This window comes from Vibrio sp. FE10 (assembly GCF_030297155.1).
GTDB lineage: Bacteria > Pseudomonadota > Gammaproteobacteria > Enterobacterales > Vibrionaceae > Vibrio > Vibrio apostichopi.
The window spans coordinates 1902501-1926205 of record NZ_AP028067.1 but is presented as its reverse complement, the minus strand read 5'-3'; the positions used below and the strand labels follow the sequence as shown (position 1 = coordinate 1926205).

Genomic DNA, 23705 nt, shown 5'->3' with positions numbered 1-23705 from the left:
TTAAGTGAGTGATAACCTAGCCAAATCATAATTTGAGCTGACTCACACTTTTGATTTTCTCTTTGTGTTCATAAAAACGCCACAGTCCGTAAAATACAAAATATCGAACAACCGCCGATAATGGGGCTTATATAACGGCTTAAATTCTACCGACAATTGAATATATCGCACGGCGCATCGTTATAACCTAACCTACTTTCAGCCTATTTGTTTACGGTACTGGCTGATGCTCAAATACTAGCCCAAACCCTGACAATTTCATGACAAAGACGAAAGAAACAGGAATAAAGTACTCGCCCCCGAAAAAGGGTTAGATTTCACAAAGCACCATTATCTAACTATAGTAATCCTAACCTCATAATTCTAAGAGACTTTTATGCGTTCACTATCGCGCTTCTTATTGTTCATTTTAGCCATGCTCTCTTGGCCTAGTCATGCCAACTTGGAATATGACTTGCAGTCACGTCCTCAGGTGTCTGACATTGCCCAAGATCTGGATCAACGCATTAATGCACTCCCCGACCCTTTGTTTATGGAGGCGGCAGACAAACGTAAGGTCAATGTTTTATTGGCTGAAGTACTTCGTGTTCAAAACCAACAAATCGCAACCTTTGATCAACAGCTTCTGGATTATCGAAAGAAAAGTGATGCGGATTTGTGGTTTGACGTTGAATCGAGCTACGTAACGTTAAACAGTTTAAATGTGAGTAAGCAGCATTTACTTGAGCAGACTACCACCGCGAACAAAGAGCGCTTAACGGGTTTTGGCCCTTATGGTGTCACGCAGTTTAAGCAAGAGTGGCGACTGACTAAGCTCAACGTTGAATATTTGGTGTATTTCCAAACTCGTAGCTTCAAAGCGCTGATCACTGATATCTTCATTTCGCCAGTGCCTGTTATTTGGGCCTCTTTGAAAGTGCTGTTTATTTACTTCGCTTTAGTGTGGTGGCTATCAAACAGTACGCGCCTGATTGAATTGTTCCGAGTTAATTTCTTGGAAGCTAAGCAGAACCCTCCCTTCTTAGTGCGTTTGATTTGGTACGTGAGCCGTGCCCATCGCGCCATAGCGTGGTTAATCGCGATTACTATTTCATTGCGTATTCTCTCAAGCATACCGAGCTTACAGCACCTGATTTTCCTAGAGATCTTTACGTGGTGGATTCTTGGTGGCTCGATAGCTATTAGCTTTATTCTGGAATTCGCGTTCCGTATTAGCCGAACTTCAAACCAAGAAGTCATTGCGCTGCGACTTTCAACGATTCGTCGTTATGTATGGAGTTTTATCGTTGCGGGTGTGATTCTTCAGATTTCAATCCGTACGCTAGGTAAAGGCACGATTTACAGCTGGATCTACAGTGCGCTGTTCTTCTGGTTTGTTCTTGTGACTATCTCAGTATTGAGGCTATGGCGTGCGAAGGTGTTTGACGCGTTGCATCATATTTCCGATCGCCCTGTGTGGGTCAATTGGGCGGTGAATCGTCAAGACACCTTTATTCTCAATATTCTGGCAACCGCAATTGGTGTTGTGTGGCTAACGGTGTACACCTTCCAACATCGAATCATGGCGTTGCTATCCGGTTATACCCTATTTAGCCAAGCGTTGGCTTACCTGTTCAGAATTGAAGTTGCGAAACAGTCCGACCTTGATAAAAACCAACAGAATCTGGTGAGAATCAAAGGCGACCAAACGTTTGAATACGTTCTACCAGGTTCTATTGATAGTACGTTGATTGACTACGCGGGCGATGAAGTGAAACAACTCAATCGCTATCTGATGTCTGACAGCCCCGCGATTTGTATTGTATCTGGTGAACGTGGTGTGGGTTCTACAACCCTGCTCTATACGTTACTCCATAAAGTTACCAACGCTGAGCCAATCTACGTTAGCTGCCCTTACGCCGGTTACAAAGAGTTTCTTTGTCATTTGGCTGTAAGCATCGGACTGGAAGAAGAAGCGACTGAAATTCAGATTCTTGCTCATTTGCGTAAAAGTGAAACCACTTACTTGATCGCAATCGACAATGCACAACGACTTGTTAAGCCGATGGTTGGCGGCCTATCCGATTTGATTCGCTTAACCAACTTGCTGCGCCGTTCTAAAAAGAATCACCGCGTGGTGATGTCGATTGCTAAATCAAGCTGGCGATTTGTGGATAGAGCTCGTGGTGAGCGTCTATTGTTTGATTTCGTGTGTTTCTTACCTCGTTGGACTGAGAAGCAAATCGGTGAGCTACTGACAAGCCGTATCAATACCGAGTTAGAAAAGCCGTTGTCGTTTGATGGTTTGGTGGTTCCTAAACAATGGGATCAAGATGAGATGACAGAAGAAGAACGAGCTCGCCAAGGCTTCTATCGAATTCTATGGCATTACTCTGATGGTAATCCAACAGTGGCGCTGCGCTTCTTCCGTTTATCTCTTAATAGAAATAAAGACACCGACCAAGCTGTCGTTAGGCTGTTCCATGTGCCTGAAGCGCAAGAGTTAGAGAACATGCCTAAACCCATGTTGGCCGTGCTTCGCTCGATTGTTCAGCTCGAGATAGCCTCTCCTGAAGTTTTGTCTGACTGTACTCAGCTGAGTATTGCGGAGATTACGGGCATTCTACGTTACTTCGAAAGTCGAGGTTACATCGGTTGGAGTGAAGAGAAGGCAAAGATTTCCGATCACTGGTTCCGCCACATTACGAACGTTCTCGACCGTCAACATCTCTTGGTGAAGTAAAATGAAGAAATTATTTGTCCTATTATTTGTTGGTTTAACGACTGCTGTGAGTTTTCCGACCTTCGCGACGGAAGAGTTGGCCAATGTAGAAAACATCTCGAAGATAGCGAGCTTAGTGCGATGGAGTGGCGTGTTCTTCTCCGCTATCGTCATTGCCGCAATGTGGTTGCTGCTCAAGTTCATCAATTCGATGGTCACTAGCTTCGGTAGCCAATTCGTTCAATATCGAATGCTGCTGCAAAAGCTTCAATCGTTTATGCAGTTCTTCATCTATGTGAGCACGGGTCTGATTGTGTTTATGATGAGTTTCCGTATTAACGACCAAATACTGGCTCTGATTGGTGGTACCCTCGCCGTATCCGTTGGCTTTGCGCTTAAAGACTTGGCGGCGTCATTCATCGCGGGTATCACCGTAATGATCGATAGACCTTTCCAAGTTGGTGACCGCGTCACGTTCGAAGGTAACTACGGCGACATTATCACTATCGGTTTACGTTCAGTGCGTATGAGAACGCTGAATGATGACATCATCACTATCCCGAACAACAAGTTCTTAAATGAAGTAACAACGAGCGGTAACTATGGCGCATTAGATATGCAGGTGGTGATTCCGTTTTACGTAGGAATGGATGAAGACATCACCCTAGCCCGTGACTTGATTCAAGAAGCTGCTTCTTCAAGCCGTTACATCCACTTGCCAAAGCCTGTTACGGTTCTGGTTAAACAAACCATTACCGACAACTATCTAGCAATACAATTGACTTGTAAGGCTTATGTGGTCGATACGGCGTATGAGAAATTGTTTGAAACTGATATTACCCTTCGAGTAATGAAAGAGTTTAAGAAACACAACATCAACCCGCCGAAGATTTCAGTGACGGCACATTAACAAGATTGGCTTAACTCACTTCTGTTTCTTAACGCGCTTCTTTTGTTGAGCGAGTTAGCAATCCAGTCATCTACAAACAAAAACACCTCCGAACTTGTCTCAAGTGCGGAGGTGTTTTTTTATGAAGTTTTAGCTTAGTTCTTGCTCGATAAAACCTAGCTTGGGATTAAACCTTAAAGTACTTCAACTGATCCGTAAGGTGCTCTGTGGTATTGGCCATTTTCTGACTGTCTTCTGCTAGCGATTGTGAAGCTTGCAGTACTTCGTTAGCCGCCAGATGAATCCCAGTAACACTTTCACTCATTTCAGTCGCTACCGTGCTTTGTTGCTCTGACGCTGCTGCAATTTGAGCCACCATGTCGTTGGCGTTGTGTAATTCATTCACAATCACATCCAGTTGTTGGCGTGTTTCATTCGAGGCCACGACACTGTGGTCCACTTTCTCGTTACTGCTTTGCATTGCTTTAAAGGTACGCTCGGCTTGCTGAGTGAGTTTCTCAATCGTCGATTGCACTTCATTGGTTGAGTTCTGAGTACGACTCGCAAGGTTACGAACTTCATCAGCCACAACCGCGAATCCTCTTCCTTGTTCACCCGCACGTGCCGCTTCTATCGCAGCGTTAAGGGCCAGTAAGTTAGTTTGTTCTGAGACATCACGGATCACGCTGACTACTTGGCTTATCTCACTCACTCCGGATTGCAAGTCTCTTACCAATTCGTTAGCCGTAGAGATGTTTTCTGAAACTTGAGAGATGGTTTTAGACGTGACCTGCATGTTCTCATCGTTTTGATTGGCATGATCGACGACTTTATTCGTGCTCGCCGCCGTGTTCTCTGCATTAACCGCGACATCTGAAATAGTCGCGCTCATTTCTGTCATCGCAGTAGACAATAATTCAAGCTGCGCGTGCTGCGAATTGACACTGGTCGCCGCCTCTTCACTCGCTTGTGCAATGTGACTTGCCATGTTGCTCGACAGATCCGCAGATTCATTGGCGGTACGCAGCGTGCTTTGCAGCTTATCAAGCATGGTGTCGATCTGTTGGCTCATATCACCCAGTTCATCTTTACGCGTCATGTTCATACGTACACGAAGATCGCCATCGGCAATTTTATGGGTGTTATCGATAAGCTTATTGAGAGGCACAAGGATGTTATTGGATATCGCGTAGCCCATCGCAAACAGTAGGCCAGACAACACAACCGCAACCATCCCTTCTTTAATCGCCAACGCGTAGAACGCATCTTGAATATCCGCGACCAATATTCCAGAACCTAGCACCCAATTCCATTCAGGGAACAGTTGTACGTATGAGATCTTGTCTTTCAACTCTCCATTCGGGCTTTTCCATTGGTAATCAAGAAAGCCTTTCTGTTGCGCTGTTTGAGAAATGGTCACCATTTCACGCCAGTGATACTTGCCCGCGCCATCTCTTAAGTTACCCGCGTTCTTGCCATTGAGCTCTGGCTTAAGTGGATGACTAATGATGTTGAGTTGTTGGTTTAAGATCCAAAAATAGTTGGTGCTGTCATAGCGAAGCGTTTCAATCGCTTGCAATGCTTGTTTCTTTGCTGTCTCTTCGCCAAGAACATTTCGTTGGTCATAATAGTGTTGAGCTAGGCTGACCGCAGTTTCGACTTGAGCACTGAGTTTATCTTGCCGCTCTTCCATGGAGCTAGCGCGCTGTTGCATTAGATTAAAAGTGGATGCCATTACCAATAGAACAACCGATAAAATGACGATGGATACGAGTTTTGATTTGATAGATAAGTTACTTAATTTCATAGCTGACTGACTTTATTATTTGTTTTGATTATGGATTTTCGACCAAGTTATCAAAATTTCGTACAGTTCAGATGATATGCATCAAGATCGAAAGATATACACTGTGTTACATAACCAAAAGGAGGTGCTCGTCAAACAGGCAGAGGTTGAGATTTGGTGGGTGATAGTTTAGTAGTGCGGAATTTTCGTGCTTGGGCTGAAACGTTCATGTAACGGCCCAAGCACTGTAGAAATATTATCGGGTGATAATATCGGTGAATTAGTTCTTAGAACTTATAGATTTGATACCAACAACTGAGGAGTCGCCTTTTGTTGAAGATAGATACTAAAGCGGCTCCCTTTACCCACTTCAGATTCAACACGTATCTCACCGCCCGTTTGGCTCAAGATACTTTGAGACACTGACAAACCTAAGCCAGTACCGTCTCGTTTGGTGGTATAGAAAGGCGAGAAAATACGTTTCAATTGCTCTTCTTTGATACCACAGCCTTCATCTTCGACATGAACAATCGCCCCATGAGACACGCCATTTTCAACCCAGTCTTCACTTGAAATAGTCAATGTGCCTTTTCCATCCATTGCGTGAATCGCATTCATCTGTAGGTTAACCAGAATCTGTAGTAATTGGTTGCGGTTCACTTCGACAGACGTTTTCGCGTGCAGTTGGGATACGTACACAATGCCTTTCTTCTTCGCCCCCGTTTTGACAAGCGTAATACTCTCATCAACGATTGGATTGATGTGTTGCCAAGTGATCTCATCTTGTACGCCACCATGACGACTATATTGAAGCAGGCTTCGTGTGATATTTCGGATTCGGTCGATCTGCTCCATGATCGCGTGGACTTCTTCGTCTACACGAGCCACTTCATCACCGAGTTCAAACTTCATCAATTCGACATTGCCAAGAATCACTGCCGTCGGGTTATTAATCTCATGGGCGATGCCCGCGGTTAATTCACCTAATGCGGCTAACTTTTCATTGACCACCAGCTTATCTCGAGCTTGATTCAACAGCTTGATATGCAGTTCGAGTTCTTCGGTTTTCTCTTTTAAACTAGCGGTTCGAGAATGAACCTTACATTCGAGTTCTGAAGCGGCTTGTTGGATCTCTTGATTACGTTCGTGTAGCAAATCCAACATCTTGTCGAATTGCTTAGCGAGCAAAGTAAGTTCGTGTTGATCGTTTAAACCCAACGTACCAATTCGCTTGTCTTGCCCCATCTGGACTAGCTTGACGACTTTATGAATGCGTTCAATAGGATTGAAAAGATCACGCGCACCACGGTGAACGATCAAACCAGAAGCCAGTAACAACAACACAATCGTAATACTGATTTCACCAAGGTTGGTCAAGTACGTTTCCACCAATGGCCAAATCAAATAACCGGTATAAAGCATGCCGATGACGTTATCGAATTGGTCATGAATGGGTTGATACGCGGTGATGTACCAAGCGTCGTAAACGTAAGCACGATCCAACCACTCTTTACCTTCATTCAAGACTTTTGAGTGAACCTCATGTGAAACACGAGTACCGATTGCGCGCCCTGCACTTTCTTCACTGCTCAGTGGTACATTGGTACTCACACGAAGGTCATCAAGGAAAACCGTGACCGTACCAATACGTCGATTAAAACCATCGCGTTGCGGATAAATTAGGTTGCTGATCTGATCAACTAACTGCGTGCTGTTATTAAGTAGGATCCCGCCATCGAGAAAACCAATCACGTGATCATTCTTGTCTCGAATTGACACTACTGTCCGGCTAACTAAGCCCCGAGTTTCAACATTTTGACTATTGAGCATTGGGACTTCGGCTTGCCTTGCAAGGTTTTGGTCTAGTTCGTTGAGTTCGTTTTGGCTTAATACACTAAAGAACGACTCTTTGTGGGTCAGGTTTAGGTATTCCAGTTTCTTTTCCATGCTCTCGACGCTACGCCAGCGTAGAAAATCGAGTTCATAGCGGGATTTGTTTTCAGAAACCCAATACGTGAGATCTTCTTTCGAAATATCACTCGTGAGTTTGACTCGGAAGTTGTAAGACTCAGCAAAGGCTTGAACGTTATAGGCCTGTTGGTTTTGAATCAGATGAATGCTGTTGTCTGCAACATCCAAACGTTCATCAACATCGATCAATGCGCCCTGCCATGTGTAATGAACAGACCAATACAAAGTGATCGCAACCAGAGCACATAACGTTAAGATGATCGGCGCAGACGTTAAAAATAGCAGGCGATAACGCACCATGGTTCTGAATCGGAACGCCCACTTTGACCACCATTGACGTCTAATCGGCATATTCAGAGCCTTCTGTATTCCACTCTTTGTATTTACGCTCTAACGTTTTACGAGCAACGCCAAGATCTCGAGACGCCGCTGATTTGTTTCCATCATGAAAACTAACCAACTGTTCTATATGTGCTTTCTCAACATCTTTGAGCGTCCAAGTGTTCGGGTAGCCTTCAACAGCATCATTGTTATCCAAATTAGGCAATTCAGCGCCGTGTGACACCGTCACTGAAATGCTGGTGGGTGCTGGGTCACCGTTAATCTCACGCCAATAATGAGCTGGTGGCTTATCTAATAAGATGCAACGTTCGACCAAGTTTTTAAGTTCACGAATATTTCCTGGCCATTCGTATTCGTTCATCGCCAAGATATCTTCATGCGCCCAATTAGGAACAGGCACACCCAGTTCGCTCGATAACAAACGGGTGAAATATGGGACCAGCTCAATTAGATCCGATGGACGCTCTCTTAATGGCACGACATCAATCTTGAGTACATTGAGTCGGTAGAACAGATCGCGGCGGAAGTGTCCTTTGTCGACCTCTTCTTGAAGGTTTCGGTTGGTTGCAGCGACAACACGTACATCGACAGCGATCTCTTTCTCACTGCCTACCGGACGAATTGTGCGTTGCTCTAGTACGCGTAATAGCGCTGCTTGCATTGGTAGTGGCATTTCACCGATCTCATCAAGGAACAGTGTGCCGCCACTTGCGACTCTAAAGAGGCCTTCTCGGTTTTTCTTCGCACCAGTAAAGGCACCAGAGGTGTGGCCAAACAATTCACTTTCTAAAAGCTCAGGAGCAATCGCTCCACAGTTGATTGGCACGAATGGCCCTGTTCGCTTGCTGGCTTCATGCACGCCACGGGCAACTAACTCTTTACCCGTCCCTGACTCACCTTCAATTAATACCGATGCTCTTGATGGTGCGAATTGACTGATGAGTTGTTTAAGCTGTTTGGTTTTATCGGAGTTGCCGATCAATTCGGTTTTGATATGACGGCTAACATCGCGCTTCAACGCGTATTGCATTCTTTGGTCTAGACGCTTGTCCATGCAGCGAAGTACGGCTTTTATCATCTGTTCTAAGTTGAAAGGCTTCAAAATAAAATCAGAGGCGCCAAGTTTGAGTGCAGAGATGGTCATTTCGAGATCAGCATAACCCGTCATAAAAATAACATCGGCGCGTTTGTCGGCGTCGTTGAATACTTCTTCCCATTCAATGCCAGAACGACCTGGGAGATTGATATCAAGCACGATCAAATCAAAATGTTCGTTACAACGCAGAACCTCGGCTTCTTCTACCGAACCGGCACTGGATACCTTGCCAAAATACTTACCTAGTGCTTTCTTAAGAATAGCCTGCATACCAATTTCATCGTCGACCACCAAGACAGAAAATGCCTGATATTGAGTCAATGTGTTGGAGTTGAGGTTAGAGGCGCTTGAACTAGGTAAAGACATAATGATCAGCCGATAGGGAAAGTTGGGACAGAGTGTACCAATTAACCTTTTACGCAACAGGGTCAATGTGCGACATTTTGTCCTAGCTCATGTTTTGTTTTAATTTATGAGGTCAAAAGGCGCAGTTTCGTTCGAAATAACAGCAATTTAATGAGATCTGATGCATGATTTATTGGCACTAACATTGCTTATAAGGTGATGATTTCTAATTACAAAAATTAGCATCGTATGAACATGACCTTCTTTGAGCCCCTTGAAGTTGAAGGCGTGTCATTCATTTATAACAGAATGGACATAATAATAATGAAAGCAATTCCCTTAACTATTGCCGCTCTATCTATCGTCAGTTACTCGGCTAGCAGCGCAGAAGACACCACACATATCAAACTTGCGACAACAACAAGCACGTATCACTCTGGCCTACTAGACTACTTATTACCTGAGTTCGAAAAAGACTCGGGTATTAAGGTCGACGTTCTTGCGGCAGGTACGGGTAAATCACTTCGTATGGGTGAGAACGGCGATGTCGATCTGGTGATGACTCACGCACCAAAAGCAGAAGCAAATTTCGTTGAACAAGGCTACGGCGTTCTACCTCGTAAACTGATGTATAACGACTTTGTTATCGTAGGCCCACAAGCTGATCCAGCACACATTGAATCTCAAAAAGCAGTGGCTGATGTGTTCAAAGCGATTGCTAAGAACAACGTGACGTTCGTTTCTCGTGGTGACGATTCTGGTACTCACAAAAAAGAGATGGGCATCTGGGCACAAACCAAAATGGAACCAAACTTCGGCGGTTACCGCAGTGTTGGCCAAGGCATGGGCCCTACTCTTAACATGGCGTCTGAAATGCAAGGCTACACCATGACAGACCGTGGTACTTGGTTAGCTTACCAAAACAAACTTGACCTAAAAGTATTGTTCCAAGGTGATAAGAACCTATTCAACCCATACCAAGTGATTCTAGTAAACCCAGAGCGTTACCCGACCATTAATTACCAAGCAGCGAAAGTATTCAGTGATTGGTTAGTTAACCCTAAAGGGCAAAAACTGATTAACGACTTCAAGCTACACGGCAAACAGTTGTTTGTTGCTAGCGCTGAATAGTCGTCATTGCACTATTCTTACAGGGTGAATAGTGAACTCGAAAAGAATCAATAGCTGACTCACCCTGTTTCACAAACCCAGTGTCAGCTATTACCCAAATATCAGCATTACTTTTTAAGACTTATTGTCGCTTTAAACGAGATACTTCATGACCCTATGGCAAACAACGCTTGATGCAATGAACCTACTGGTGAGTTTTGACAACGAACTGTGGAAAATCGTCGCGGTATCTTTCAGCGTTTCATTGTCCGCCATTTCTCTGGTGATTGTTCCTGCAATCATTATGGCTTTCTTATTGGCTTACACCGAATTCCCCGGTAAATGGGCGCTGCTTTCGGTGATCAACACCTTACAAGCGATACCGACCGTGGTGATTGGCTTGTTGATGTACATGATGCTCTCTCGTTCTGGCCCACTTGGTGATTGGCAACTGCTGTTCACCCAGAAGGCGATGATTCTGGGTCAGATGCTGATCTGTTTCCCTATTCTGGTTGCTATGATGCATGGCGCGCTGCAAGCCAGCGATCGCCGAGCAGTAGAAACGGCACGTACTCTTGGAGTCTCAACCACTCGAGTCGCGTGTACTTTGATTTGGGAAACACGATTCCCTTTGTTAGCAGCGACCATTGCGGCATTCTCACGCATCGTAACCGAAGTCGGTTGTTCGATGATGGTCGGCGGCAACATTATGGGAATGACACGAAATATCCCAACGGCTATTGCTATGGAAAGTCACAAAGGCGCATTTGCTCAAGGTGTGGCACTTGGTATGGTTTTATTAGCATTGGCATTAGCCCTTAACTTTTTCCTTTCCAGTGTGAGAGGAAAAGGCTACTTGAGAACTTAGGAACGCTGTCATGAGTATAAAAATAACAACGCAGCAAATTTCAATGCGCTACAAAGAGCGTGTTTTGTTCCACATCCCAGAACTGTCGATCGGCCCGAACGATGCTATTTATCTCAAAGGCGATAACGGTGTTGGCAAAACGACCCTACTTAAAATCTTGTCAGGATTGATCAAGCCGAGCTCTGGCCGTATTCAGTCTCCGACACAAAGCTGGCAACATAGCCTGTTTCCTAGGCTAAAATTTAAAGACATCATCTATCTACACCAAACCCCTTACCTTTTTGATGGTTCGGTGTACCAAAATGTCGCTTATGGCATTCGCTTTAACAAAGAGAGCCAAAAAGATAAGCGAGCTCAAATAATTAATGCGTTGAGAATGGTAGGTTTAGAAACCCTAGCAGACGAGCACATTTCTGTTTTGTCTGGTGGTGAGCGTCAACGCGTAGCAATGGCACGAGCTTGGATTCTCAAGCCTTCAATCTTGCTGATGGACGAACCAAGTGCTTCTTTAGACAAAGAATCTATTGAAAGATTGGTCATTATGGCCGAAGATCTTCTTCAGAGAGGCGCGAGTTTGGTCATCACTAGTCACCAAACTAACGCGTTAACCGATTTATGTAAGAAGCAGTGGTGGATCAAAGACAACACTTTGACTGAATCACCGCTTCTGCAAGTTATTAAAAAGAACAAAGCACAAGAGAATATTTATGCTGCTTCCAACGCAAACTAGTTGGGTTATTTTGGCTGGCGGACAAGCCAGCCGTATGGGCGGAAAAGATAAAGGACTCGTTGAGCTCAACGGTTCTCCGCTTATTCAGTACGTTATCGACAAGCTGTCACAACAAGATGTCAGCATTACCATCAATGCGAATCGTAACCTCGACAGTTACCAAGCATTTGCTCCGGTTGTTTCCGATTCATTTCCTGATTATCCAGGTCCTTTGGGTGGCATTCATGCTGGCCTTAAAAACGCGACCACAGATTGGGTCGGCTTTGTTCCTTGCGACAGCCCTCAAATCAGTGACGACCTTGTTGAGCGTTTTTGTGCAGCGGTAAAAGAAGACAGCGATATTTTAGTGGCTCACGATGGCGAATTTAAGCAACCTGTATTCACCCTGTTCCACAAACGTGTTCTTCCAAAGTTAGAAGCGTTTTTAGAGCGTGGCGACCGCAAGATCATCTTGTTATACAAAGAGTGTGTGACTGAGTACGTAGACTTTAGCGACGCGCCTAACTGCTTTGTTAATCTCAATACGCCTGAAGAACTCACCCAATTTGGAACGCTTCAATAATGAAAGATTCAAAACAACGCCCTAACCTTCCTTTATTGGGTTTCGCTGCTTACAGCGGCACAGGCAAAACAACCGTACTTGAAGCGTTGCTGCCTCTACTGACTAACGCGGGTTTAAAAGTGGGTGTTCTTAAACACGCTCACCACGATTTCGATGTCGATAAGCCAGGTAAAGACAGCTACCGCCTACGTAAAGCTGGCGCGAATCAAATGCTGATCGCTTCGCGTAACCGTCACGTGATGATGACAGAAACGCCAGAAGCCGAAGCAGACTTTGATTACCTGCTGACACGCTTTGATACCAACACGTTGGACTTGATTCTGGTTGAAGGCTGCAAGAACATCGCCTTCCCAAAAATTGAACTGCACAGAGACGAAGTTGGTAAGCCTTGGTTGTATCCAAACGATGACAACATTATTGCGATTGCCGCGGACAGCCAAGTTGAATCAGACTTGCCACAAATAGCGATAAGCGACTTAGAAGCGATTCGTGATTTCATCATCGAGTATGCTCAATCATTCGACCCTGCTTCGACAACAAGCAAAACAGCGTCGTGTTCATCTTCAAAAGACGATACACCGGTTGTGTGTTGTGATTCATTTTCTCCTGCTGGCTTAAGCGTTACGCAAGGTCAGCAAAAGATCGTTGATAGTATTGATGCGCTGGTTCTCACTGAATCAGTGGCGTTAGAAAAAGGCTACGGTCGCGTACTGGCTGAAGATGTCATCTCGCCAATCAATGTACCTCAAAACACCAACTCTGCGATGGATGGCTACGCAATCCGCAGTGAAGATTTAGAACTGGATAGCTACCGACTGGTTGCTGAAGTCATGGCTGGTCACAGCTACGATAAAAAAGTTCAACAAGGTGAAGCCGTTAAGATCATGACGGGCGCACCAATGCCTGAAGGTGTTGATGTGGTTGTGATGCGTGAGCAAGCCGTTCAAGAAGGCGACACAGTTAGCTTCCCAGACGCTAAAATCTCGGTTGGACAAAATGTCCGCATGGCGGGTGAAGATTTAGAAATCGGCCAACCTGTCTTTACTCGTGGAACACGCATCGAAGCACCAGAAATGGGTATGATGGCGTCACTGGGTTTTGGTAGCTGCCCTGTTCTACGCAAAGTAAAAGTCGGTGTGTTCTCTACGGGTGATGAAGTTCAAGCACCGGGTAGTGAGCAGAAGCCGAACTCTATCTACGACTCGAACCGTTTCACGATCATCGGCATGCTTCAAAAGCTAGGTTGTGACATTGTTGACTACGGCATCATTGAAGATGACGAACAAAAGATGATGGATGTGCTTCATGTTGCGTCTTTAGAGACCGATATGGTTCTGACTTCAGGTGGTGTGTCTGTCGGTGATGCTGACTACATCAAACTCGCATTAGATAAGTTGGGTGAGATTAACTTCTGGCGTATTAACATGCGTCCGGGTCGCCCTCTTGCTTACGGCAAAATTGAAGACAAACCTTTCTTTGGTTTACCGGGTAACCCAGTTGCTGTGATGGTGTCGTTTATTAACTTTGTTGAGCCTGCGATTCGTAAGCTACAAGGTCAAACTAACTGGACACCAGTGAAAGCGAACGCGGTTGCGACTGAGCAATTGCGTTCACGTCAAGGTCGTACTGAGTTCAGTCGCGGTGTGTTCTCAATGAGTGAATCTGGTGTGCTTGAAGTGAAAACAACCGGTAAGCAAGGTTCAGGTATTCTGCGTTCAATGAGCGAAGCGAACTGCTTAATCGAAATCTCACCAGCGGTTGATACCGTGAAAGTTGGTGAGACGGTAACGATCATTCCGCTACAAGGTCGCGTTTGATTCAAAGCTCAAACACCTAAGTTGACTTAGCTGCTTTTTAATTGACTTAGAAGCTTTTTAATTGATTTGGAAGATCTTCGCCAAGACATAGAGGAAGCCCCTTCTATCGAGCTTTCGATGTTAAGGGGCTTTTTGTTCTTTTCTTTTCGTTTCGTGAAAGACAACCTGTTCTTTGCCTAAAAGACAAATAGCTTAAATTACGCTAAACGTTAGAACGATAATCTTAAGATTTTTTATCATAACCTTGAGCCACGTACTGTTTTTATGTAGAGTGCGCGCAAAGTAATAATTCTATTGGAGAGCATCATGGCTCGTACCATTCTGTACACTTACAAAGACGAAGACAAAGAGTTACTGTTTTCGAAACAAGAACACCGCACGATCCAAGAAGCTGTTGCTGCAGCTGAAGGTATCGACATCACCGAGTATCTAAAAACTGAGCAACAGCTTGAGTTTATTTCTGATACTAAAGCGGTTCGTAACTACCAAGACAACTATTTCCGTAAGCTTGGCTTTACTAAGCTTACGTTGAAGCAAAAAGACAACCTTGGTGTTGGCAAAAAGAAGAAGTAAGCCCTCTGGCTTCTTTTTCTCGATCTGTAGTTTCTAGCTTTTCGTTTGCACTTGAGAGCTAAGAAGTTAAGAGCTAAAGAAACGAAAACACCGAACAGTAAAAAATGCCGCAACCTCTTTCGAGATTGCGGCATTTTTATTTATGTTTTTTAACTAGCTTAACGTTAAGTTGCGATTACTTAATGTTAAGGAATGCAGCACCACGAACGCCGCCTGAATCACCGTGTTTCGCTTTGATGATCTTAGGACACTTCGCTACAGACAATAGGTACTTAGGTATGCGCTTTGGCATTTCTTCGTAGATAAGTTCGAAGTTTGAAAGACCGCCACCCAGTGCAACAACATGTGGGTCAAGACCCGTAAACAGGTTCGCAAAACAGATAGCCAATAGCTCCATAAAGCGATCTACGTGCTCAGCCGCTTTTGCTTCACCTTCGTTGTATGCTTGGATGATTTCAATCGCTTTCTTCTTCTCACCGAAGTAGTGCTCGTAAATCAATTCGAAGCCGCGACCTGATAAGTAGCTGTCTAAACAACCTTTCTTACCACAACCACAACCTAATAGTGGTGCGTTGTCGCCAAGGTGGAACCATGCATCAATAGGAAGACGCATATGGCCGAGCTCGCCTGCAACGTGGTTACGACCAGAGAAAACTTTGCCTTCATAAACTAAACCGCCACCGAAGCCAGTACCTAGAATTAGGCCAGCCACTGATGGTTCATCTTTAAGTTCATCATCCCATGCTTCTGAAAGTGCAAAACAGTTCGCATCGTTCTCGATTTTTACACTACGACCAATAAGCGCTTCTAAGTCTTTACGAAGTGGCTTGCCTGTTGAAGCTGGTACGTTAACAACAAGCATTGTGCCGTCGTCTGCGTTCTCCATGCCAGGAAGACCAAGGCCAATCTTGCCTTCGCAAGAGAATTCGCTATCGTATTTTTTAACCAAGCCAGCAATCGTATCAAGCAGTAATTGATAATCGTCTGTTGGTGTTGGAACACGCTCTGTTGCTACTCGCTCAAGTTTCTCGTTGAATGCACCAAACTCAATTTTTGTGCCGCCAACATCGAAGCCGTAATACATGAAATCTCTCCAATTTTTCCCTAAATTCGGGCAAATAAAATTTTTAAATTAAACAACTAAGGAGCATTATCCATAACACTCCCCCTACAAACCGTGATAGATAACAAACTTATCTCGTGATCGAGTCTGTTTGAACAACAAGTCAGCACAAAGCGGTTAAAGGTTAGAGTGAAGTCTCACTTTTACTGTGTTCTATGAAAGCGTTCAGGCTAGGTTTGGTTGGATCTGACTTATAACGCGTCTTACTTAGCATGTAGCTTTCGCGAAATGCTTCAAACCATAGCTGTAAAGTCTTAGCGCCCTGCTCTTCACCCGCTTGCTTTAATACTAAGCTCGCGACTTCTGCAGTAGAAAGGTGTTGTTCGTTGTCTGACTTACGCATCATGTATTGAGAAACTGACTCAGGTTCAATCGATAACACAGGTAAATCTTGCAGATACTCTGAACGACGGAAGATACGTCGCGCTTCGCGCCAACTGCCATCAATGAAAATCAGCAATAACGTTTTATTAGGGTCACGCATTTGTGGCAGGTCTTGAACCACACGTGTTTTGTCGTCGGTATAGTCTTCAGGGAATACGATCACAGGTTGGTATTTGTCATCTTTGAGGACATCCAACATCTCTTGATTTGGCTCAGTACGATGCCAAAGGTACGCGTAGCTGTCCTTAACCGTGTCGACAATGAGTCGCCCTGTATTACTTGGTTTCAAGATTTCGTTATCTGACAAGATCAACATGGTGGCGACGTTCGTATCTATGTTTGGTTGATGCTCACAGATACAGCTGTCTTGTTTGATTTTGCAATACTCACATCGAACCACTTTACAACCGCGTGCATTAAACGGCTTAGTAGCAATGGATAAACGGTGTTGGTATAAACGGTGGAAAGCGTGGATTCTCATGGACAATAACGACAGATAGAACTAGAAAAGTGGCACGATTGTACTTACAGTGGCTTGATAATGATAGAAGGAATTCTTATGCAAGACCCAGCACTACTACGCCTTGTTTGTTTTATCACCGCTTTCATCATGTGTGCGTTGTGGGAATATCGAGCTCCTAGAAAAACGCTGACTCAAAGCAAATGGTTTCGTTGGGGGAATAACTTCTCTTTGATGGCTCTTAATAGTGTTTTAATGGCGACATTAATACCGGTTGCGGCCTTCCAAGCTGCGATCATTGCCGAGCAAAATCAGTGGGGTCTGTTTAACACCATCTCATTGCCTTTTGAAATCACCGTGTTTTTGTGTGTCGTGTTGCTGGATTTAGCAATCTATACACAGCACTTGGTCTTTCATCGAATTCCTTGGCTTTGGCAACTACACCGAGTTCATCACGCTGACCTCGATATCGATGTAACAACGGGGACACGCTTTCATCCGATTGAGATGATCTTATCGATGTTGATTAAAGTCGCGTTGATTTTTGTACTCGGCGTTCCGGCATTAGCGGTGGTGATCTTCGAAGTGGTGTTGAATGTGAGTGCGATGTTCAACCACAGCAACGGCCGATTGCCTTTGTGGCTGGATAAACCGTTACGCAAAGTGATTGTGACGCCCGACATGCACCGAGTTCACCATTCCGTCATTGTTAAAGAAACCCATTCGAACTTTGGTTTCTTTTTATCGGTGTGGGACATTTGGTTCAAAACCTATCGTGCTCAACCTAAGCTTGGTCACGACAAGGTCAATATTGGTGTTCCCGAAATACGCGATGGAAAAGAGCAGCGACTGGATAAACTGATCACCCAGCCATTTAGATACAACCAGAAAACTAAAAACTAGACAGTAAACGCGAACCAAACGTTACGCTTTTAGCTCACGTAAGTAGCGGTAGATGGTGTGGATAGATATATCGAGACCTTTTGCTGCTATTTGCGCACTGTCTTTCAAATCGAAAATACCCATTTCATGCAATCGTGTCACAATCTCACGACTCTTCTTCGATGGTGCAATTTCAGGATCGCTCGTCACCTGCTCTCGCACGGTTTCAATTGAGCTGTGCATCATCTCTTCATTACTGCGGGCAAAGGTTTCAGGCGTTGTTTGAGGTCTTTCTAGATGTGGAAGCAAACAAGGAACCAGTGAATGCATCACCTCTTGGAATGGTGCATCGAGGTTGGTGTTGATACATAACAAACCGATGGCTTTCTGTTGAGGATTTCGAATTATCGTCGTCATAGAACGTAAGGTTTTGCCATCGGGACATTTTGTCATATAAGCACCCGACACGTCTTTACCTTGAGTCAGCTTCATTAACGCTAAGTTGGTAATCGGTGCGCCTACGTCTCGACCGGTGACATGACTGTTCGCGATTTTGATAATCGAAGGGTTGCGAACATCTAAACTGTGCAATAACACTTCCGTATGCTCGCCATACATTGCAGCAATCCCGTCAACGATGTTTTCGATTGAGTGCAAAATATCATAATCACTTTGAGCTAATTCAAACACTGAGTCCTTCCTCTTCTGGCGAAAAAACCGCTAAGTAAAAATACCAAGCGGTTTGTTTTATTCTAAAACGTTTGATTACGCTGACATTATATCAATAATCGTTGAGTCTGTAACACTCATACCAGCGGTAACCAATTTTCCAATATTGCGGATACTGGTCTCGACATCATCAGCAACAATGCCTTGGTTGTGAGCTTCGTTACAGCGCATCGCCATTAAGAAGCCATTTACCGCTGCACTGGTTGAGGTTTTCACCTTCATCGCACAGGTCGATTTCGCGCCATCACAAACCATTCCAGAACAATCACTTAGTACGTTCTGAATTGAGTAACAACCCTGCTCAAATGAACCTTTAGCAAGATACACCATCGCCATCGCAGCAGCTGCACTCGTAACTGTGTTACCACAAAAAGCAGAAAGCGGCGGATAGTACGACTTGATGTAAATGGCACCAAGATGGCTCATGATCAGTGCGCGTGCTAATTGCTCTTGAGACGATTTAAAGTGCTTGGCAATCACAACAACCGGTATTGTTGCAGCAATACCTTGATTGCCACTACCAAAGTTACTCATCGCTGGCAGTGTCGCACCGCCCATACGAGCGTCAGATGCCGCTGCGGTTTGCATAACGATGCTGTTCACAAGATCTTCGCTCATTAAACCCAGTTGGATACCTTGTTCCATGGTACGACCAACCTCGAGCCCATACGCGTGGTCAAGACCTTCTTGCGATAGCTTGCCGTTAAGTTCAGAGGCTTCCAAAATAAACTGAATATCTTCGAAGTCTGCGCTCGTGGCATAGTTATAGATACTGCCAATATCAATATCTATCCCTTCACAAATCGATCCTGTAGATACTGTTTGGTCGCAATCTTGACTGAATAGAACCGTACCATTTAAGGTCTTGGTGATGATCTGAGTATGACCACCACTGATTTCAACCGTCGCGATTTGTCCTTCAGATTCAACTTCAGTATAACAATAGATGAATTCATCGACGTCTTTGCGATGTGCGCTCACCTGTCCTGCATCAATGAGTGCCTGAGCTTTATCGACATCTTGTGCGGTGATCTTCGCTAGAACTTCTAAACCAGCGTGTGGGTCCCCACCAATTGCACCAACAGCTGCAGCAATGGGTAAGCCGATTTTTCCTGTTCCCGGAACAAACACGCCCATAGAGTTTTTGTATAAATTATCCGATACATACACTCGAACTTTATCCGGTGTACCCACAAGCATCTTGGCCGCGACTGAACAAGCGTAAGCTGCGGAGATGGGTTCTGTGCAGCCAAGAGCGGGTTTAACGACGGTATTTAAAATCTCTTTATACTGTTGCCATTGTTGTTTCATAGTAAGGACCTCACACTATTCTTCAATTATTTACGACCAGCTACTTACGACCAGCAATTGCTTCAATTTCGATTTTCACGCCGAGAGGAAGATCCTTCACTGCAAAGCAGCTACGAGCAGGACAATCCGTTTCAAAGAACTCTTTATAGACCTCGTTGAACGCAGCAAAATCGTTAATGTCTGATAAGTAGCATGTTGTTTTGAGTACTGCGTCCAGGTCACTGCCTGCCGCTTGTAAAACATATTGAAGGTTAAGCAACGACTGACGGGATTGTTCGCTAACACCGCCTTCCACTACGCCGCCCTTTTTTTTGCATACAGGCAATTGGCCTGATGTAAAAACTAGGTTACCCATCGCGTTGCCGTGTGAGTAAGGTCCAATAGCTTCTGGTGCTTTATCTGCTGTAATGATTTCTTTCATGTTTAATCCTGTTCTTAGTTGCCTAAATATTTCAACTACAGTTTAACCATTGAAAACGATAAAATGCAAAAATAGTTGCAATAAAATCAATTCAAAAAGAACAATCAAAGATACCAAAAATGAAACAAGAGCTAACCAATTGAATTTGAAGTAGTTAATTCAACCCCTGTTTTTGTTTGACTCAAGAATACCGATCTAAATCAAATAAATTTTAATCTATGTTTGAAAAATAAATTAATCACCAATACGATTCTCATCATATTTTGCAAATAAATTTGAATTTTTAATTTAGGGTGAGCAGTCATGAATAAACAACAAATACAGGCAGGGCTACGTGCCATCTTTCCGTTGTGCGTAGGCGCATTTCCATTTTCATTCATTGTCGGGGCAATCAGTATCACGGCTGGAATGACCGTTACACAAAGTACTTTATGGTCATTCACTGTGTTTGCGGGTTCATCGCAAATGGTCGCACTAGGCTTGGTTCAATCGTCGGCGAGCATCGTCGTTATCATGTTTACCACTTTTATTATCAACCTGCGTCACATGCTCTATAGCGCATCCATGTCTGAACACATGAAGGAATATCCTATTCATATGCGTATGTTGATGTCTTACGGGTTAACGGACGAGGTTTACGCAGTAACGATCAATGAAATGAAGGCAGAAAAAGAAGGGCGTCATTGGTTCTATTTGGCGGCGATGGGCGGATTTTGGGTTAACTGGGTCATGGCAGATTTCTTAGGTGCTCTGATTGGTTCTTCGTTCCCTGAAATTGCTAACTATGGTTTAGATTTCGCAATGGTTGCAGCCTTCATTGCTATTGTGATTCCGCAAGTGAAAAGTCGCGAGTGCATTGTGGCGGCTATCGTTGCGACGTTCACTGGCGTTCTACTTGCAGAACTACCCTACTCACTTGGTCTCGTTATCGCAGCGGTTGTAGGCGTTTACGCGGGGTATCGTATGGATCTATCGACAGAGAAAGCAGAACAAGAAACAACACAAACTGGTTTATTAATCGAAGAAAGCGGAGTGGCATAATCATGAATACAACGACTTTTATTCTTATTACTTTAGCGATGGCGGCAGCAACCTTCATCATTCGTTTCTCTGTGATTGGTATGGCGGGCAAGTTTGAGATGTCGGAGCGTTTTAAAAAGACGCTGCGCTTCGTTCCTGTTACGGTTTTACCTGCGATCATTGCTGTGGAGATTTTAGGTGCGGGGTCTGAAATGGAATTCGATCTTCACAACCCAAAGGTTTTGGCTGCGATTGTTTGTACGCTCGTTAGCCTTCGTTTTGATCTGATTTGGGTTGTGATCAGTGGTGTTGCCTCGCTCATCTTTTTCCAACAAATCATGCCAATGTTGCCGATGTAGAGAAGCTCAAATAGACAGGTAAATAATGTAAAAAATAAAAGGCAGAGTCTCGTACTCTGCCTTTTTCGTAAATCCTATTTCGCTTGGTAGTTATTCAATATTTATCAAGAAACAGCAGCCAACGTTTCTACTTTTCAGCTTGCAACTGGTACTTGTGAAGCATGGCTTGTTGATGCCCTGCTATCTCGGCGACTTGTTCTGAGCTTTCAATCATAGATTCTAACTGCAACTTGGTATCTTCACCCTGCTCCGATACACGGGTGATTGAATGCGTAACATCAACCGTGGCGCGTGCCTGCTGCTCAGTCGCCACCATGATTTGCTCAACTCGCCCTTTAATCTGACTCACTGCAACTTCAATTTTTTCAAAAGCTTGCTTAACATCACCACTGGTTTGCATCGCATTGGCCATTTCGCTTCGAGATTCAGTTACCGCCGAGCGAGAACGGCCTGCTGCAGCGACTAGTTCATTCATCATATTGCGAATATTAGTGGTTTGCTGAGAAGTGCCGCTGGCTAATTTTCTGACTTCATCGGCAACCACAGCAAAGCCTCTTCCTTGTTCACCGGCTCTCGCTGCTTCGATTGCGGCGTTCAATGCTAGCAAGTTGGTGTTTTCTGCAATACCGCTGATCACGTCGACCATTTCGCGGATCTGTTTAACGCGTCCGTCGAGGTCGGTCATCGACTCTTCGTTCGTACTTAAAGAGTGTTCTAAAGCTTGCAGGCGTTGTTGATTGAGCCCGACAACTTGGCTGCCAGTTACCGATTCGTTTTCAGCAAGTTGCGCGTCGTCATTGGATGCATTCGAAATGCGTGCAATTTCACCAATCGATGCTTCAAGTTCAGTAATCGTTGTAATCATGTTCTGCAACGATTCGTTCTGCTCATTTAAGCTCGAATTAGTTTGTTCCGCTGCGTCATGGCTTACTTCTGCAGTTTGGTAAAGCGTTTCACAGTTACGAGTCACCAAGCGCACGGAATCTGCTGTTGAATCGACAACGGTATTCAGTTTCGAGGCAATCACTTGTAATTCTAATGGGCCAACCAATGCACTTTGTTTTGAGAAATCATGCTCTGCAAGCAAGCTCAGTTGTTGCGTAATATTTTTCAGGCCTTTGTTGACCCAGCGACGTAACACTAACCATGAAATCACGATGATTACGGCGATCACCAAGCCGCTGATAAACAACACTCGGTCAATATTGGTAATGGTCTGATTAACGACTAGCTCGCTCTCATCAATCAACTGAGAAGCGGTAGAAGATAATTGGTTGAGTGTGTTGATGACGGTGTTCGCTAAAGAAATCACTTCAGCGAGATTTTGCTCTTGTTGTTGAACTAACTCTAATTTCAATAGCAGTTGCTTGATAACACCTTCTTCAGTGAAGCCCTCTTTTACCATTTCATAAGGTGCGGTTAGGCTTGCGAATTCAGCAATGTCTGGGTGCCAATCTGCAAAATCACTGTAAGCCAAATTAAGACCCGCAATTCGATTTCTCAATTGGCGATATTCGTCTTCTGCTTTCTCGATATCAGATTGCATCATCAACATCAAGAAGGTATTTGCCATTGCTGAAGCACTTGAAGTGAAACGATTCGCTGCATCATTGGCTTCTGGATTATCTTCCACCAAAAACGAACTGATACGGTTCATTTCAGGTCCGATAGAACCGACACCGTAACGGAACTCGCCCATTTTGCTGTCGATCAGGTTTTGTTTATTTTGAATCTCAATCTGGGCTAACAGAACCTTGTTGGTCATGGTTTGCAGTTGCGCCATATCGTCGATAAGGTTCTGTTGTTGTTCTAGAGAGATCGCATCAGGAAAAGATTGGGAGATAAAAAGGAGTTCCTCTAGCGTTGCGTTACTCTCGGAAGCAAGTTGATCAATAGATCCTCGTGTTGCATTTAGCGTATCTAAGTCGGTTGATTGGGTACTGTAAGTGAGGAGTTTGACTTGCTCTAATACGCTCTGAGTTAATTCCGCGTTGTGAAGTGCAAGCGGTAAAGCCTGCTCCGATAGCGTATCGAAATATCCGCCTACTCGTTCAACGCCTCTTATGCTGACCATTGATAAAAAACTGACAAGTAAAAGAATGGAAATAAAGACAGCACTAACGGTTTGGATGAGCGAGAATGTATAACGTGAGGGTTTTATTGATAAATTTGTGTCGGGCATGTGAAATCCAGTTTGACTACGAAAAGAGATATCCTTAAGTTAGT

20 protein-coding genes are annotated in these 23705 nt (G+C 44.4%); 11 read left to right on the top strand and 9 right to left on the bottom strand.

Annotation, left to right across the window (positions count from 1 at the left end; genetic code table 11):
• Window positions 1-376 precede the first annotated feature (376 nt).
• Together QUF19_RS08830 and QUF19_RS08825 are read left to right on the top strand one after the other, a co-directional pair.
• Window positions 377-2722: an ATP-binding protein gene (locus QUF19_RS08830; protein ID WP_286291226.1), complete on the top strand. Its 2346-nt coding sequence runs from the start codon at window positions 377-379 to the stop codon at window positions 2720-2722.
• Between the two features lies 1 nt (window position 2723).
• Window positions 2724-3611, top strand: coding sequence for a mechanosensitive ion channel family protein (locus QUF19_RS08825; protein ID WP_286291224.1), 888 nt, complete (start codon window positions 2724-2726; stop codon window positions 3609-3611).
• Between the two features lie 166 nt (window positions 3612-3777).
• Here the strand turns inward: QUF19_RS08825 and QUF19_RS08820 are convergent, their stop codons facing one another.
• The 3 genes from QUF19_RS08820 to QUF19_RS08810 all read right to left on the bottom strand — a co-directional run bounded on the left by QUF19_RS08820 (window position 3778) and on the right by QUF19_RS08810 (window position 9151).
• The gene (locus QUF19_RS08820; RefSeq protein ID WP_286291222.1) at window positions 3778-5397 is read right to left on the bottom strand and encodes a methyl-accepting chemotaxis protein; all 1620 of its coding nucleotides are present in this window, start codon (window positions 5395-5397) and stop codon (window positions 3778-3780) included.
• A gap of 273 nt (window positions 5398-5670) precedes the next feature.
• Window positions 5671-7698, bottom strand: coding sequence for a sensor histidine kinase (locus QUF19_RS08815; protein WP_286291219.1), 2028 nt, complete (start codon window positions 7696-7698; stop codon window positions 5671-5673).
• Window positions 7688-9151, bottom strand: a complete 1464-nt coding sequence (locus QUF19_RS08810) for a sigma-54-dependent transcriptional regulator (protein ID WP_102437139.1) — start codon at window positions 9149-9151, stop codon at window positions 7688-7690. The genes QUF19_RS08815 and QUF19_RS08810 overlap by 11 nt, the downstream gene beginning before the upstream one ends.
• A 303-nt stretch (window positions 9152-9454) precedes the next feature.
• Between QUF19_RS08810 and QUF19_RS08805 the strand changes: the two genes are divergently transcribed.
• The 6 genes from QUF19_RS08805 (at window position 9455) to QUF19_RS08780 (ending at window position 14790) form a co-directional block, all read left to right on the top strand.
• On the top strand, window positions 9455-10261 hold the full coding sequence (locus tag QUF19_RS08805; RefSeq protein ID WP_286291211.1) for an ABC transporter substrate-binding protein: 807 nt from the start codon (window positions 9455-9457) through the stop codon (window positions 10259-10261).
• Between the two features lie 148 nt (window positions 10262-10409).
• Window positions 10410-11108, top strand: coding sequence for an ABC transporter permease (locus QUF19_RS08800; RefSeq protein ID WP_286291208.1), 699 nt, complete (start codon window positions 10410-10412; stop codon window positions 11106-11108).
• A gap of 10 nt (window positions 11109-11118) precedes the next feature.
• Window positions 11119-11838, top strand: coding sequence for an energy-coupling factor ABC transporter ATP-binding protein (locus tag QUF19_RS08795; protein ID WP_009846743.1), 720 nt, complete (start codon window positions 11119-11121; stop codon window positions 11836-11838).
• A complete protein-coding gene (mobA, locus tag QUF19_RS08790; RefSeq protein WP_017112061.1) occupies window positions 11816-12400 on the top strand; it encodes a molybdenum cofactor guanylyltransferase MobA in 585 nt (194 codons plus the stop codon). The genes QUF19_RS08795 and mobA overlap by 23 nt, the downstream gene beginning before the upstream one ends.
• Window positions 12400-14217, top strand: coding sequence for a bifunctional molybdopterin-guanine dinucleotide biosynthesis adaptor protein MobB/molybdopterin molybdotransferase MoeA (locus tag QUF19_RS08785; RefSeq protein WP_286291130.1), 1818 nt, complete (start codon window positions 12400-12402; stop codon window positions 14215-14217). Before mobA ends, QUF19_RS08785 begins: the two co-directional genes overlap by 1 nt.
• A 306-nt stretch (window positions 14218-14523) precedes the next feature.
• Window positions 14524-14790, top strand: a complete 267-nt coding sequence (locus QUF19_RS08780) for a DUF2960 family protein (RefSeq protein WP_004733780.1) — start codon at window positions 14524-14526, stop codon at window positions 14788-14790.
• 175 nt (window positions 14791-14965) lie between these two features.
• Here QUF19_RS08780 and nagK read toward each other — a convergent pair whose 3' ends face one another.
• Entirely contained in the window at window positions 14966-15874 is a 909-nt protein-coding gene (nagK, locus tag QUF19_RS08775) for an N-acetylglucosamine kinase (protein WP_017112058.1), read from the bottom strand.
• 163 nt (window positions 15875-16037) lie between these two features.
• On the bottom strand, window positions 16038-16784 hold the full coding sequence (locus QUF19_RS08770) for a tRNA-uridine aminocarboxypropyltransferase (protein WP_286290968.1): 747 nt from the start codon (window positions 16782-16784) through the stop codon (window positions 16038-16040).
• A gap of 72 nt (window positions 16785-16856) precedes the next feature.
• Between QUF19_RS08770 and QUF19_RS08765 the strand changes: the two genes are divergently transcribed.
• Complete coding sequence (locus QUF19_RS08765) at window positions 16857-17660, top strand: sterol desaturase family protein (RefSeq protein ID WP_286290967.1); 804 nt, start codon at window positions 16857-16859, stop codon at window positions 17658-17660.
• 21 nt (window positions 17661-17681) lie between these two features.
• On the opposite strand, the gene QUF19_RS08760 is transcribed toward QUF19_RS08765, so the two are convergent.
• The 3 genes from QUF19_RS08760 to QUF19_RS08750 form a co-directional block, all read right to left on the bottom strand.
• Window positions 17682-18329, bottom strand: coding sequence for a helix-turn-helix transcriptional regulator (locus QUF19_RS08760; RefSeq protein WP_017112055.1), 648 nt, complete (start codon window positions 18327-18329; stop codon window positions 17682-17684).
• A gap of 75 nt (window positions 18330-18404) precedes the next feature.
• Complete coding sequence (locus tag QUF19_RS08755; protein WP_286290957.1) at window positions 18405-19679, bottom strand: L-cysteine desulfidase family protein; 1275 nt, start codon at window positions 19677-19679, stop codon at window positions 18405-18407.
• 40 nt (window positions 19680-19719) lie between these two features.
• On the bottom strand, window positions 19720-20100 hold the full coding sequence (locus tag QUF19_RS08750) for a RidA family protein (protein ID WP_286290956.1): 381 nt from the start codon (window positions 20098-20100) through the stop codon (window positions 19720-19722).
• Between the two features lie 303 nt (window positions 20101-20403).
• Here QUF19_RS08750 and QUF19_RS08745 point away from each other — a divergent pair, with 303 nt between their 5' ends.
• Entirely contained in the window at window positions 20404-21141 is a 738-nt protein-coding gene (locus QUF19_RS08745; protein ID WP_286290955.1) for an AzlC family ABC transporter permease, read from the top strand.
• 2 nt (window positions 21142-21143) lie between these two features.
• Complete coding sequence (locus tag QUF19_RS08740) at window positions 21144-21479, top strand: AzlD domain-containing protein (RefSeq protein WP_286290954.1); 336 nt, start codon at window positions 21144-21146, stop codon at window positions 21477-21479.
• A 127-nt stretch (window positions 21480-21606) separates the two neighbouring features.
• Here QUF19_RS08740 and QUF19_RS08735 read toward each other — a convergent pair whose 3' ends face one another.
• Window positions 21607-23661 carry a methyl-accepting chemotaxis protein gene (locus QUF19_RS08735; RefSeq protein WP_286298786.1) on the bottom strand — a complete coding sequence of 685 codons (2055 nt, stop codon included), beginning with the start codon at window positions 23659-23661 and terminating at the stop codon, window positions 21607-21609.
• Window positions 23662-23705 lie beyond the last annotated feature (44 nt).

Coding starts and splice junctions, on each gene's coding strand:
- QUF19_RS08815 (WP_286291219.1), bottom strand. CDS start 7,698: ATGCCGATTAGACGTCAATGGTGGTCAAAGTGGGCGTTCCGATTCAGA.
- nagK (WP_017112058.1), bottom strand. CDS start 15,874: ATGTATTACGGCTTCGATGTTGGCGGCACAAAAATTGAGTTTGGTGCA.
- QUF19_RS08780 (WP_004733780.1), top strand. CDS start 14,524: ATGGCTCGTACCATTCTGTACACTTACAAAGACGAAGACAAAGAGTTA.
- QUF19_RS08795 (WP_009846743.1), top strand. CDS start 11,119: ATGAGTATAAAAATAACAACGCAGCAAATTTCAATGCGCTACAAAGAG.
- QUF19_RS08735 (WP_286298786.1), bottom strand. CDS start 23,661: ATGCCCGACACAAATTTATCAATAAAACCCTCACGTTATACATTCTCG.
- QUF19_RS08830 (WP_286291226.1), top strand. CDS start 377: ATGCGTTCACTATCGCGCTTCTTATTGTTCATTTTAGCCATGCTCTCT.
- QUF19_RS08750 (WP_286290956.1), bottom strand. CDS start 20,100: ATGAAAGAAATCATTACAGCAGATAAAGCACCAGAAGCTATTGGACCT.
- QUF19_RS08800 (WP_286291208.1), top strand. CDS start 10,410: ATGACCCTATGGCAAACAACGCTTGATGCAATGAACCTACTGGTGAGT.
- QUF19_RS08755 (WP_286290957.1), bottom strand. CDS start 19,679: ATGAAACAACAATGGCAACAGTATAAAGAGATTTTAAATACCGTCGTT.
- QUF19_RS08740 (WP_286290954.1), top strand. CDS start 21,144: ATGAATACAACGACTTTTATTCTTATTACTTTAGCGATGGCGGCAGCA.
- QUF19_RS08745 (WP_286290955.1), top strand. CDS start 20,404: ATGAATAAACAACAAATACAGGCAGGGCTACGTGCCATCTTTCCGTTG.
- mobA (WP_017112061.1), top strand. CDS start 11,816: ATGCTGCTTCCAACGCAAACTAGTTGGGTTATTTTGGCTGGCGGACAA.
- QUF19_RS08785 (WP_286291130.1), top strand. CDS start 12,400: ATGAAAGATTCAAAACAACGCCCTAACCTTCCTTTATTGGGTTTCGCT.
- QUF19_RS08820 (WP_286291222.1), bottom strand. CDS start 5,397: ATGAAATTAAGTAACTTATCTATCAAATCAAAACTCGTATCCATCGTC.
- QUF19_RS08810 (WP_102437139.1), bottom strand. CDS start 9,151: ATGTCTTTACCTAGTTCAAGCGCCTCTAACCTCAACTCCAACACATTG.
- QUF19_RS08765 (WP_286290967.1), top strand. CDS start 16,857: ATGCAAGACCCAGCACTACTACGCCTTGTTTGTTTTATCACCGCTTTC.
- QUF19_RS08805 (WP_286291211.1), top strand. CDS start 9,455: ATGAAAGCAATTCCCTTAACTATTGCCGCTCTATCTATCGTCAGTTAC.
- QUF19_RS08825 (WP_286291224.1), top strand. CDS start 2,724: ATGAAGAAATTATTTGTCCTATTATTTGTTGGTTTAACGACTGCTGTG.